Raw genomic sequence first — 12,747 nt, forward strand, 5'->3', positions numbered from 1 at the left:
TCCTATTCGACGACGAGGCGGCCGCGGAACATGCCCATGGGGCATGAAAATCCGAACTCGCCGGGTTGCTTGGGCATCAGCTCGACGGCGACGGTTTCACCCGTCGGCAGGTCGGCGCTTTTCTGGAAATCGGGGAAGATCACCTTGTCCGAACAGGAGGCCGTCTCCTCACGGCGGAAGTTCAGCCGGACCGGGCGGCCGCTGCGGACGACGATCGTGTCGGGCGTATAGCCACCCTTCACGAGGATCATCGCCTCCTGGTAGCCGCCGCTCGTTTCCGCGGCCCTGATGCCCTTCGAACGCTTGAGCCAGAAAAACCAGATGATGAACGCGACCAGGCCTATTCCGGCGACGGTCACTATCCAGCGGTCGGGTGTCATGAGCCTGTCCTCCTCGGCTGAAAGAAGCGCAAACGGTTGGCGTTGGTAACCACGGTCACCGAACTGAAGGCCATGGCGGCAGCGGCGATCAGGGGAGAGAGCAGAAGCCCGATAAACGGGTAGAGCACGCCCGTCGCAACCGGGATGCCCAGCGCGTTGTAGCCAAAGGCGCCGACGAGGTTCTGCCGGACATTGCGCATCGTCGCCCGGCTGATCTCGATGGCAGTGACGACGCCCATCAGGCTGCCCCTGATGAGCGTCACATCGCTCGCCTCGATGGCGACGTCGGTTCCGGTGCCGATGGCGAAACCGACATCGGCCTGGGCGAGCGCCGGCGCGTCGTTGACGCCATCGCCGACCATGCCGACAGACTTGCCTTCGAGCTGCAGTTTCTGCACCTCGTGCGCCTTGTCGTCCGGAAGCACCTCCGCCAGCACGTGATCGATGCCGACTTCGTGTGCGATCGCCCGACCCGTGCGCTCGTTATCGCCGGTCAGCATCACGACCTCGATGCCCAATCCTTTCAGGATTTCGATCGCCGCCCTGGAGTCCGGCTTCACGGTGTCGGCGACCGCGATCAGCCCGGCCGCCTTCCCATCGACCGCAACGTACATCGGCGTCTTCCCTTCATTGGCGAGGCGTTCCCATTGCGGCAGCAGCACGTCTGCGGGCACACCCCGGTCGCGCATGAGCTTCGAGTTACCAAACAGCACGTCATGGCCGTCGATGCGACCACTGACGCCGTGGCCCGGGATGGCCGCGAAACCTTCAGCGCCGGTCAGCTCGATCTTCCGCGCCTCGGCACCTTTCACGATGGCCGATGCCAGCGGATGCTCGGAGCCCCGCTCCAGGGAAGCAGTGAGCCGCAGGACGGCGGTCTCTTCGTGGCCTGGCGTGACGACGACGTCGGTCAGCGCCGGTTCACCCCTGGTGATCGTGCCTGTCTTGTCGAGGATGATTGCATCGAGTTGCTCGGCCGCCTGCAGCGCGTCGCCGGAGCGGATCAGGATGCCGTTTTCCGCTCCCTTGCCGATGCCGACCGTGAGCGAGGTCGGCGTCGCAAGGCCGAGCGCGCAGGGACAGGCGATGATCAGCGTGGTGACCAGGATGACCGTGGCGTAGATCAGCCGCGGTTCGGGCCCGAAATCGTACCAGGCCACTGCCGCCAGGATCGCGACGATCATGACCGCTGGCACGAAATAGCCCGACACGGTATCCACGACGCGCTGGATCGGCGCTTTCGAGCCCTGCGCGTCCTTCACCATGCGGATGATGCTTGCGAGCGCGGTATCCTTGCCGACCTTGGTCGCCGTGAAGCGGAAGCTGCCTGTCTTGTTGAGCGTGCCGCCGATGACCTCGTCGCCGGTCTGTTTTTCGATCGGCATGGATTCGCCCGTGATCATCGACTCATCGACCGCGCTCGATCCGGCAGTTACTTGACCATCGACTGGGATCTTCTCGCCGGGACGAACGATGACCGTGTCACTAACCAGCACCTCCTCGACCGGTAGGTCGATTTCCTTGCTGTCGCGAACGACTCTTGCCGTCTTCGCCTGCAGTCCGATCAGCTTCTTGATCGCCTGCGAGGTGCGGCCCTTGGCCTTGATCTCGAGGGCGAGACCCAGCACGACCAGCGCCACGACGACGTCGGTCACGTCCCAGAAGACTTCGGCCAGCGCCATGTCGGGGAAGATCCCGGGCCATGCGACGGCCACGACCGAATAGAGGAAGGCCGCCGTGATGCCGATTGAGATCAGCGTATGCATGTTGGCCGCGCGGTGCTTCAGCGCGTCCCACATGCCGACAAAGAACTGGGATCCCGACCAGAGCAGGACGGGCAGGCTCAGCACGCCGAGCAACGTCCAAACCACCCGTCGCGTGCCGCTGCCCATGGGCATCCAGTCGCGCAGCCCCGGAATGAGATCGGGGTAGCTGAACGCCATCACCGGGAGGGATATGACGGCGGCCAGCCAGAACCTCCGCATCAGGCTGCGGTATTCCTGCTCGTTCGCCGCCTCGGCCGGGTCCAGCGTCTCGTCCGTGGGTTTCACCTTCGGCTCGGCGACCTTGTAGCCTGAGGATTCGATCGACCTCCTCAGTTCTTGGAAATCGGTCCGTTCCGGCTGATACTCGATGTTGACTGCGTTGGGCGCGAGACTGGCTCGGGCGGCGATGACGCCCGGAGTCATCTTCAGCGCCAGTTCGACACGTATGGCGCACGAAGTGCAGTGCATGTTCTTGATGGGAATGCGCATCGTCGCCGTACCGGCGGCGTAACCGACTGAGCGGATGGCACGCAGGATTTCCGCGACCTTCGCCTGGGCCGGGTCATAGTCGACCTTCGCCGTCTGCGTGGCTAGGTTTACCGAGGCGGACTGGACCCCTTTGATGGCTCGAATGGCCTTCTCGACCGCTGGCGGGCAGTGGGCGCAGGTCATCCCTCCAATGCGGAGGGTGAGCGACTCGCGCTCCACGGCCAAGCCACCAGACCGGTGGTCAGGGATTGCGGCTTCTGTCCGCACGTTCATTGGTTTTCTCCTTGAAACACGTTCGCGACCGGAGCCAGCGTTGGCCCAGCACAGAGAGCGGCCTGGGCCGGCGAGCGTGAGATTTGCCCGCCGAGCAGGTCGTCAGAGAACGGAACGAGGAGGCCGAAAGGCTTCGTCAGGCTTGGTCAGTGCGAAGCCCGATTGGTCGGAGAATGCTGGGGCGCCAGGCTCAGTTCCGGAGGCGATATCAGGGGAGGCTGATAGAGCAACTGCCGAACAACCGAAACAATGTCCACCCATGCACAAGCCGCAATTGGCATGGCTGTCATGGCAACCTGACTCGTCCAGAGTTGATGCCGACAGAAAGGTCGCCGAGGCCAGCCGATTGGCCTCGCAATCGGCAACCGACTGGACGACTTTGGCTGATGAAACGTCTGGTGATGCGCCGAACTCGTGCGCTTGCGTCGAGCCCAAAGGCGTCAGCAAGAGGAAAAGAGCGAGCCCGAACGCAAGCATGATCGCACCGAAGGTACCGCTTGCGGTCCGATGGCATCGCTGCCAAATGTGACAAGATTGTCCAAGCACAGCAAGGCTTCCAAGTCGTTCACCTTGTCCATGATCGCCTCTTCGGCTCGGATGCGCTTTGACGTGCGTCAATTCGATCGACCCACCCGTGGGGACTGAGCAATCAGTTCAGCCAGGATCAGCATCGTTCAGCCAGCCGCCGTTAAACCCGGCGCGGCGTAATCCGGCGACGATGTACGGACAGCCGCGCATCAAGCGCCAAACCGTGTCGCTCAGGTAGTTCTCGATCATCAGCACGATGGGGCCTTGGTTGATCCCGAAATGCCAAGGTGATACCCACCACCCGTACGGATTGCCAGGCTCGCCCGGGTGGGTGGGATTGAAGGCCGCCTTGAAGCCGTATCGGTTGAACTCTTTCAACCTGGCCTGGTGGATGCAGAAATCGAGCGCTTCCAGGACGATTTCAGGAGCGAAGGGCAATGAAGCGGCGACCGCCCACGGAGCGAGCGTGCCGTCATCCGGTCCATAGGGAACCCCGCGGCCGACATAGTCGTAGAACTCCCGCTGGATACCATTCAACTTGAACGTGGCCGGACCGGGTCCTTCGCTTGCGGTGATGCCCCAGCAACACTCTCGGTAACCGTCGAACTTCCGCGGGTTCATGATGGCATAGCATTGCTGGAGGTAGGTCGCCCGCCGGCTGTTCTCGAAATAATCGATGCCCTTCTCGCGCATGAACGCGTCTTGTATCCGGCGAAAGTCGATCCAGACATGCGAGAGCTGATGCGTGAACAACGGCCCGGCGTAGAGGTACTCGTAGCCGTAGCAGCTCTCCCATCGATAAGTCGACGTCCAGGCGGGGTAGCTGCCCTCGGCAAGCGGAAAGGTCGGCGAGCCAAGCGCCAGAACGTAGAGCAGGAGGGCCTCGTCGTAGCCCTCCCAGCGGTATTTGATGAACCCGTTTTCCGGGGTCCAGCCATGCGTCACCGTCGAACCCTGGTTCTGCGCCCATTGCCAATCGGCACGGCGATAAAGCGCATCGGCAAGCGTGCGGATTTCCTGCTCGTCGGCGGTCTCTTGGCCGAGATAGGCAGCCGCCGTCAAAGCGCCCGCCAACAGGAGCGCGCTATCAATCGTCGAAAGTTCACATTCCCAGGCGCGCCGCCCCGTCTCCATATCGAGGAAATGGTAGTAGAAGCCACGATGTCCTGTTGCGTCCGGGTCGGATCCTTGGGGGCTTGCCCAGAAGAATCGCAGCGTGGCCAGCGTTCTTGCCACGGCTCCCTCGCGTGTCATAAACCCGCGCTCGACAGCGACAGGATAACAGGCAAGAGCGAGACCCGTCGCGGCGATGCTGGCCGGCCAATCGGCGGCGGTCTTGTCGCGGATGAGGCCATTGGCAGGATTCACCTCGGCTAGGAAGTAGTCGAAGGTTTCGCGCTGCAACAGCAGTAGTTCTTCCGTGGTGATGCTCCGCTTCGCCTTCATGGTCTAACCTGGAGATCTCGCGTTGATCGAAGGGGCCGTTGCGGCGTAACGCAACGGCCCCTTCGAGTGTCACATCATGCCCATGGGCGCAGGCATGAGCAGCTTGTCGGCCACCGCCTTCTGGGCATCATCCAGCGATGCGTAGAAGGGCTCCAGTGCGATCTTGAGCCGCCGCAGTCCTTCGAGCCGCGTGGACAGCATTCGCTCTTGAAGCTCGATCCGCTTCATTGGCGTTCCGGTGGCGGAATCACCGCCCATCATGCCGGCCGGCATCTTCGCCATCACGTCCTTGGCCGAACGAGCGTTTGCCCGCAACGCCTCGGCGACGGCGTCCCACAACGGCTGCTGGGCATTGGTGAGCTTGAGTTCGGTCGAGAGGAACGCGATCCGCCCCTCGATATGCTCGGGCGCCATCAACTGCCCCATGGGGGTGTCGCCGCCCACCATCATGGCCATCATCATCTTCATCATGCCGTTCGACATCATGTTGTTGGTCATCGAACTGCCCATCATCATGCGCATCCCCGAGCCAGTGCCTGCATCCTCCGCTTTCTCCGTCGCGGCGGGGGGCGGCGAGGCGTCTCCGCTGCCGGCTGGATGATGGGCATCGTTCGCGAGAGCGGGCGCCGACAATGTGAGAATCACCCCGATAGCCAGGGTCCTGAAGAGGGTATTCATATGATTCTGTCTCATGGTCCTGTCCTTGAAATCGGTTATGCGGCGTAGTCGACGACCGTCATCATGCCGGTCGCCATGTGATAGAGGTGATGGCAGTGGAACGCCCATGTCCCTGGGTTGGCGGCGTCGAACGCCACCGTCACCTCGCGCATCGACGGCAGCCAGACGGTGTCGCGGACAGCTCCCGGAAAGCGGCGGCCGTCGATGGCGACAACCTGGAAATGATGGCCGTGCAGATGCATGGGATGGCCCATCATGCTGGCGTTGCGCAGCGTCAGTTCGATGCGCTCCCCCTTCCGCACCGGAATCGGCTGATGGTTGCCCCATGTCTTGCCGTTGAGCGTCCAGGAATAACCCTGCATCGTGCCGCCGATTTCGATGGGCTGATTCCGATCCGCGGGCGTCACCGCCAGGGGCTTGGCGGCGACGAGGCTGGACTCGAATGTTAGATCCAGCGCGGCCGTCGCCTGGTCGCCAACAGGCGCAATGCGCTGTACCGCGCCGCCCCTGGTCGCCAATACGAAACCGGTGCGCTCGACACCGCCCTCGCGCAGAGCCAGGATCGGCCATGCGCCAGCCTCGTCCGGAATGCGCAGCCGAATGTCGATGCGCTGGCCCATGGCGAGCGGGAAGCGGTGACCGCGCATGGGCGCCACAGGATTCCCGTCAACGGCGATTACCTCGCCGTCGATTGACCCGGTGTCGATCCAGAACGCCGTGGCAGTCGCGCCGTTGATGAGGCGCAACCGGACCTTGCCGTTCCGCTCGACTGCGAACACTTGCGGGTCGTCCAGCGTGCGGTCGTTCGCCAGGTAGGCGTCGTACTGGATGTCGTTGACGTCCATCGGCATGACCATGCCTTGCCCGCCCGACATGCCTTGCATATCCATGCCTGACATGGAGTGTCCGGCCATGCCGCCGTTTCCCGCTGCGGGCGCTGATCCGGTCAGCCCGGTCAGCAATTCTTCGGGAGTCTTGAAACTGAAGTCGTGGAACAGCACCACCACGGGCTGCTCGTCAGCACCTTTCTCGGCCGGATCGCTGATGATCAGCGGCGCGGCAAGCAGCTGCTGTTCCTGCAGGGTATGCGCATGCATCCAGTGCGTGCCCGGCGTCGCGACGGGAAAGCTGTAGTCATAGGATTGGCCCGGCTTGAGCAACGGTTGTGGCAGGTCCGGCACGCCGTCCTGTCCGAACGGCGGCGTCAGGCCGTGCCAATGGATCAAGGTTGGCGCGGCGAGCGCGTTTTCAAGCCGAACCTCAAAGTCATTGGCGGCTGAGATGACAAGCCCATGGGTGCCGTCGGGCTGCACGAGACCGAAGACATTGGCGGCACGGCCGGCCACCTCGATGACGCGGGTATCTGCGCGAATGATGCTTGGGGCGGCCGCATGTACAGCGCGGGGATTGATAAGCGGCAGGACGACGCCCGCGGCGCCGGCAGCCACCGTGGATGCCAGGAACTGGCGACGGGATATGGATTGCATTGCAAAGCTCTCATGTTCGTGACTCGAGGGCCGGATTGACCGGCGGCGAAGCGCACGAACGCGAGGGCGCGTGCGCTCAGGCGGTCACGACGAGGTTTGGAGGGCGCAGCCTTATAGGCACGTCACTTGGAGAGGATACGAAAGGCGGCGCTGTCGCGACAGGGTGGCTTCCCGAAATCGCGACGAAGAGATGGACGTCAACCGGGACGCAGAATGAGCAGTTTGAAGCCGAGATGCCGCATGTTCCTTGCTGGCGCGCATGGCCGAAATCCTTGCACGGGGCGTGACCATCATGTCGGATCGCTGCGGAGTCATGATTATGCTCTGCGGCCCACTGGACGCCAAGCGGAGCCGCGGTCAAATTGGCATGGCTGGAAAGGATGGTGGTAAACGCCATCAGCAAGGCGAGGCAGACGGCGAGCCAACGCGAACCGTCGAATCCTGCCGAGCACTTCATTGAAAGGCCCAGCCTTGGTCGGATGCCTTTCCGATCCACAATCAAACCCTTCCAAGCCACGACGAAGACCATCTTGGAATAAATCATATCCCAGAGACGTGGGCCGGAATTTGTTCCAGATCAAAGGGTTCAAGGCTTTGGAAAGAGTTCGGTGGTTTTTGCTGAAGACCAATAGGTCAGCAGACCGAGCCATTCGTGCGCGGCGAGGTCAGCGGCTGAGAGGCCGGCTGCGGCGGTCCCCGTCGGCCGCCAGAGCTCCGCCTTGCCCCGCGTCCGATAGTCCACCGGGTAGGCGGCAACTGAAAACCCGACGGCGCGGAAACAAGCCATGGCTCGAGGCATGTGGCTCGCCGACGTCACCAACAGCCAGAGTTCTCCAGGTTTCGGCTGGATGGCCGCCTTGCTCTCGATTGCGTTCTCACAGGTCGTGCGTGATCGTTCTTCCGTTTCGATGCGCTGGGCCGGCACGCCGAGCATCACGAGAATATCCCGGGCAACCTGCGATTCCGTGGTCTGGTTGTGGCTGATGATATGATTGGAGCCGCCTGAGAGGAATATGCGAGCGTCCGGATATCGCCTGCTGAGATCGACGGCTTCCGTCAGCCGTTCTCCCGCCTCATTCATCGCCAGAGTTTGGCGATCGACGCTGACATGGGTGTCGACCGCCCCACCCAGCAGGACGATGCCGGTCAGAGGCCCGTCGATGACAGGTTTTGGAAAGCGATTTTGCAATGCCATCAATGCGGCCATCCCTAAAGGGCTCCAGCCGCAAATCGCCAGCAGCAGCGCCGAGGCGATGAGACACCTTCGGCTGAGCTTGCGCCTTCCGAACACAGCCGCTGCCAATCCGATGACGCCAAGAATGGCGATCAGGTTGGACGGAAGGAGAAAAATCTCTATGAGCTTGGAGGCGATGAAGGACATCAAGCGTCAACCTCCAGTCCGGGCGGCAGGAGTTTACCCGTCGCAATGACCCTGGAGAGCCCAATTGCGCGCTGGCATCCCGCCATCAGGTTGCTCCACTGGCTCATGGTAGTCGCACTCGCCCTGCAGGCTGTCGTCGCCCTCGGCCCCATGAAAGGGGCGGGCGTGATCGCGATGACCTGGCTTCCTACACACATTTCCATCGGCGTGACGGTATTCTGCATCCTCGTCCTGCGGCTGGTCGTTCGTGCCGTCACCAACGCTCCGGTCCGGCAAGCGCATTGGCTTGTGCGATCGGCGGGCGCTTCGGTTCATGCCTGCTTGTACGGGCTCATTCTTTCCGTCGTGATAACGGGCTGGCTTGCCTACCGCCCTATGCCCCTGATGCCCCCGGCTCGCCTTTTCGGATTCCTACCGGTGCCGCGTGCGCCGAACGTCCCGGGTCTGACCGCCAGGGACTTCATCGCGATCCATGACACTCTATTCTGGATACTCGCCACACTCGTCGGCCTGCATATTCTGGCCGCGCTGATCCACTCGGTCTTGTTTCGCGATGGAATTTTGAAAGGGATGCTTTTCGGCCGCTGAGTTGGGGACCAACGGCTCCCTGCAGCAAAAGCCTATTGGATGGATCGCGAGGGAATGGCGGCGTCGGCAAAACGCTGCTCGATAGCGGACCGGCCGCAGACGGCCCCTTGCTGTCGATCAGCAATGCGCCGCATGTCTGTCGCTGGGTCAGCTTCGCTGCTTCCTGAAAACAAACATCGTCTGCGACTATCCGGATGTGGTGATTGCGCCGCGAAGCAGTCGTTGAAACGTGAAGGGCCGGCGCCGGAGGCGGCCCTTCACGTTTCAAAGGCTCTGCTCTAGCTCGGCAATCCTTGTCGGGAGGCCAGCGAATTGCAGATCAGCACGAGCTTGCCTTTGACGCCCCCCTGACCGAGCAGCTCTTGGGCGCGACGAGCCTCGGTCAATGGCATCTGCTCGGCCACCATCGGCTTGATCTTCCCGTCGCGAAGCAGCTCGAGTAAGGCGCCGAGATCTTCGCGGAACCAAGCGAGCTTCCACCGTTTCAAATATTGTATGCTGTAGGGGAGTATGCGTCGTCGACCTGGTGAAACGAAAGCGCGGACCGCATACCACGCAGGTCGTAATATCCCGCGAAGACGATAACGTAAGCCGCCTGCCAATTGGCCTCTCTGCAGAAATGAAGTGAAGCCATAGGCTATGACGCGGCCACCAGGCCTCAGAGTCCGAAACGAACGCCAGACATTGGCTTCGCCCACCCCGTCGAAGACGACGTCCACGCCGTCGTTTGTCAGGCGATGGATCTCCTTGACGAAGTCGGCCCCCTTGTAGTCGATCGGCGTGGCCCCGAGATCGGATACGATCTGATGAGCTGGAAGAGATGCAGTCCCATACATCTCCAGACCTGCGAGGCGGCCAAGTTGCAGCAGAGCGGTGCCCACTCCGCCGGCCGCGCCATGAATAAGAACCCGCTGTCCCGGTGAGGCATGCCCAAGGCGATGCATCATCTGATAGGCCGTAACGTAGTTCAGCACGAGGCTAACTGCCTCGGCGGGATCTAGACCAGTTGGAACCGGAGTGAGCTCATCTTCCGGCAGGCAGATGAACTGGGCGTAGCCACCATGAATGGGCAGCGCCGCAACCATTTTACCAACCATTGCATGGGACGCTCCCTCTCCGGCCTCGTCCACCATGCCTACAATGTCCCATCCTGGCGTGAATGGCAGGATCGTCTTTTCCGGATGAATCCCCTCTCGCATCAATAGCTCTGCGAAGGAGACGCCGGCGGCGATTGTTCGCACCCGCAGCTCACCTGACGCCGGATGGGGCGCGTCTTCCTCCACGATCTCCAGAACTTCAGGTCCGCCATAGTGGCGAACAACGACGCGAAGAGACTTCATGGCAGGCTCAGTCCAGATTGGGCTCCTCCGCTGAGACAAAGTCAGACGAAAAGGTAGCGCGCGCTGGTATGAAGCGACTTGCTCCAGATCAAACCCACCAGAAATTGGCTCGGAACGACATTAGGACCCAGCCTCGACAGTGGTTGGAATGGAGCCACATCAGCTGCCATTGGGCGTGAGCGGAAACAAATGACCGTTTGGGCTCACGACGCCGACCCGGCAGGTTGAACGTCTATATCTTCGTCGCGAACCCGGAAAGCGGCCATGCCGCTTCCGGCCCCATTTTGGACTGAAAGTCAGCAAAGCGACCAAGGATGCCTTCGAACTTAGCTAAGTTCGAAACAATGCACGCGTGATTGGGGTGTCGTTAGGGTCGCTTGGCCAAGCGCACACCGAGGCCGCCGCCGTTCTCCGGAATGAATTCCACTCCGGCATCTTCGAAGGCCTCGCGTATTCGATCGAGCGTAGGCTGTTTAAGCGCCTCGCCTCGTTCTAGGCGCACAATCGTCTGTGTTGAAACACCCGCTTCTCTAGCAAGATCGAGGACACCCCAATCCAGCGCGGCCCGGGCCATCCGACACTGGACCGGCGTCATAATATCACCATAATATGGTGATTTTTGTTGCTCATATGCTGCTCTAACTGTATTCATGAGTGCACTAATCGGCCGGAACGGTGACGCAACACCGATCCGGCCTGACCACAACCCAAGCTGTTAGGAGCTCGGATCATGGCTGATTCCGACAATACCACGCCTTTGTCTTTCGTCACTCGGCGGCTGCTGATGACGCAGATTGTTGCGGTGGCTGGACTATGGCCATTTGGCGCTCGGGCGCGAGAGAACATTTCGATCAAGGGTCGGCAGGACGATCCAGCTCTTCGGTTGTGTGAGAGCTGGCACGAGGTTCACCGCTCGACCTTGGTGCTATGCCGGCTACAGCAGCAGTTGGAGACATATCTCGTCAAAGCGATAGGCTTTCCCTGTGCTAAGATGCAGCTTCCCGGCGGCGGGGAAAAGACGGTCCATTCCGTCGAGAGTCTTGACGAACTCTATTCTTCCGAAAACGAAGTGGCATGGGTCAGAGCGTATTCGGAGCTGGCCGCACATCAGGCGCGCTGGGACGCTACTGATGCCGAGACCGGGTTTTCGAGAACTGACGAACTAATACAGAGATCGGAAGCGGCGGAACAGGCGCTTTTGGATGACCTGCCGCTGACTCCGGCGTGCTCCGTTGAAGGTGTATTGGCTAAGCTCTTGGTTATCCTGCGCTACGGTGAACATTGGGAGGATTCAGGCGATTTTCCCTGGCGTCATGTTCGGTCGGTGCTCGATGACCTTGCCCGCTACCATCACATTGATCCGACAACCATTGTAGCTTCATGCGAGCAAGGAAGTCATCAAGAGTGAAGAGGAAGCACCAGCGTATCGGAGATTTCGCCGTGACGGCGATCACGTGGGTGTGCTCTGGCGGCAATTGCCGAGATGACATAGGGAAGCCCCCTGGTTTAGGTGTTCGAGTGTCTGCAAGTGCTCTCACCGAAACCAGTTGGAAGGCACTATAGCCCCTGCCACACGATAGCCCCTGCCAACCGGTGTCCCTTTAACTGAGCGCTATCGCCTCTCTTTGGGAATTAGCTGGGAGACGAAACCGCACCGCGCAAGTCATTGCACGCCATGGCCCTACGACATGAACTTCGCGCTTTCCTTCGCAGTCCGGAGGCTTCTGATGGCGGGTCGATCCAGCAATGGGAGAGCGACCGCGATGGGAGAGGAAACCAGCACTGGGCCGCAGGCCTTAGGTCCGGCGAATGACAACGTCGACCTCACTAGCCCCGAGGATCGACCTGAACACGTTGCGGCGGCCAGGCTGGATCGGGTCGTGCTGGATATCGCCCGGCTGATCGGCCGGCAGCTGGCGTGGGAAGCATTCGATGCAGGGCTGGCGGCCAACGACAATCGGCCGGGCTGCCAAAAGGGAGAGGGCGGGGAGCCGGATTGTAAGTCCCTTGGGAACAAGAGAGAGGATCTGCCGCCATGACCCGTGTTGCACTCTATGCCCGGTATTCCTCGGACAGCCAGCGGGATGCGTCAATCGAGGACCAGTTGAGGCTGTGCCGCGAGCAGGCGGCGCGGGAGGGCTGGAGCGTGGCGGGAACCTTTGAGGATGCGGCGATCTCCGGCGCCAGCACTGTGCTGCGGCCGGGCATCCAGCATTTGGTACGCGACGCCCAGCGCGGCCGCTTCGAGGTGGTGCTGGCCGAGGCGCTCGATCGCATCAGCCGCGACCAGGCCGATGTCGCGACCCTCTTCAAGCATCTGAAGTTCGCCGGCGTTGCCATCGTCACCTTGGCCGAGGGCGAGATCAGCGAACTCCATGTCGGCCTCAAGGG

General features: G+C 61.6%; 13 protein-coding genes. 4 read left to right on the forward strand and 9 right to left on the reverse strand.

Going from position 1 to position 12,747, the window contains the following annotated elements:
- Positions 1–2: 2 nt before the first annotated feature.
- The 7 genes from EN780_RS02175 to EN780_RS02205 all read right to left on the reverse strand — a co-directional run bounded on the left by EN780_RS02175 (position 3) and on the right by EN780_RS02205 (position 8,428).
- Positions 3–359 (reverse strand): cupredoxin domain-containing protein, encoded by a 357-nt coding sequence (locus EN780_RS02175; RefSeq protein ID WP_245499849.1) that lies wholly within the window; start codon positions 357–359, stop codon positions 3–5.
- A 17-nt stretch (positions 360–376) separates the two neighbouring features.
- Positions 377–2,908, reverse strand: coding sequence for a copper-translocating P-type ATPase (locus tag EN780_RS02180; protein ID WP_128271834.1), 2,532 nt, complete (start codon positions 2,906–2,908; stop codon positions 377–379).
- Positions 2,909–3,562: 654 nt separating this feature from the next.
- Positions 3,563–4,882 carry a glucoamylase family protein gene (locus EN780_RS02185; protein ID WP_128271836.1) on the reverse strand — a complete coding sequence of 440 codons (1,320 nt, stop codon included), beginning with the start codon at positions 4,880–4,882 and terminating at the stop codon, positions 3,563–3,565.
- 69 nt (positions 4,883–4,951) lie between these two features.
- On the reverse strand, positions 4,952–5,560 hold the full coding sequence (locus tag EN780_RS02190; protein ID WP_128271838.1) for a Spy/CpxP family protein refolding chaperone: 609 nt from the start codon (positions 5,558–5,560) through the stop codon (positions 4,952–4,954).
- 35 nt (positions 5,561–5,595) lie between these two features.
- Entirely contained in the window at positions 5,596–7,047 is a 1,452-nt protein-coding gene (locus EN780_RS02195; RefSeq protein ID WP_128271840.1) for a multicopper oxidase family protein, read from the reverse strand.
- 76 nt (positions 7,048–7,123) lie between these two features.
- Complete coding sequence (locus tag EN780_RS02200) at positions 7,124–7,576, reverse strand: hypothetical protein (RefSeq protein WP_128271842.1); 453 nt, start codon at positions 7,574–7,576, stop codon at positions 7,124–7,126.
- A 57-nt stretch (positions 7,577–7,633) separates the two neighbouring features.
- On the reverse strand, positions 7,634–8,428 hold the full coding sequence (locus tag EN780_RS02205) for a YdcF family protein (RefSeq protein ID WP_128271844.1): 795 nt from the start codon (positions 8,426–8,428) through the stop codon (positions 7,634–7,636).
- A gap of 45 nt (positions 8,429–8,473) precedes the next feature.
- On the opposite strand from EN780_RS02205, the gene EN780_RS02210 reads away from it, so the two are divergent.
- Positions 8,474–9,016 carry a cytochrome b/b6 domain-containing protein gene (locus tag EN780_RS02210; RefSeq protein WP_128271846.1) on the forward strand — a complete coding sequence of 181 codons (543 nt, stop codon included), beginning with the start codon at positions 8,474–8,476 and terminating at the stop codon, positions 9,014–9,016.
- 278 nt (positions 9,017–9,294) lie between these two features.
- Here EN780_RS02210 and EN780_RS02215 read toward each other — a convergent pair whose 3' ends face one another.
- Positions 9,295–10,356 (reverse strand): medium chain dehydrogenase/reductase family protein, encoded by a 1,062-nt coding sequence (locus EN780_RS02215; protein ID WP_128271848.1) that lies wholly within the window; start codon positions 10,354–10,356, stop codon positions 9,295–9,297.
- Between the two features lie 367 nt (positions 10,357–10,723).
- Entirely contained in the window at positions 10,724–10,951 is a 228-nt protein-coding gene (locus tag EN780_RS02220; RefSeq protein WP_210215017.1) for a helix-turn-helix transcriptional regulator, read from the reverse strand.
- A 135-nt stretch (positions 10,952–11,086) separates the two neighbouring features.
- Between EN780_RS02220 and EN780_RS02225 the strand changes: the two genes are divergently transcribed.
- The 3 genes from EN780_RS02225 to EN780_RS02235 all read left to right on the forward strand — a co-directional run.
- Positions 11,087–11,764, forward strand: a complete 678-nt coding sequence (locus EN780_RS02225) for a hypothetical protein (protein ID WP_128271850.1) — start codon at positions 11,087–11,089, stop codon at positions 11,762–11,764.
- A gap of 355 nt (positions 11,765–12,119) precedes the next feature.
- The gene (locus EN780_RS02230) at positions 12,120–12,395 is read left to right on the forward strand and encodes a hypothetical protein (RefSeq protein WP_128271852.1); all 276 of its coding nucleotides are present in this window, start codon (positions 12,120–12,122) and stop codon (positions 12,393–12,395) included.
- Positions 12,392–12,747: recombinase family protein (locus tag EN780_RS02235; protein ID WP_133372573.1), on the forward strand; the 356-nt coding region annotated here is incomplete at its 3' end. The genes EN780_RS02230 and EN780_RS02235, both read left to right, overlap by 4 nt.

The organism is Mesorhizobium sp. M4B.F.Ca.ET.089.01.1.1, assembly GCF_004022605.1.
GTDB classification, from domain to species: domain Bacteria; phylum Pseudomonadota; class Alphaproteobacteria; order Rhizobiales; family Rhizobiaceae; genus Mesorhizobium; species Mesorhizobium abyssinicae.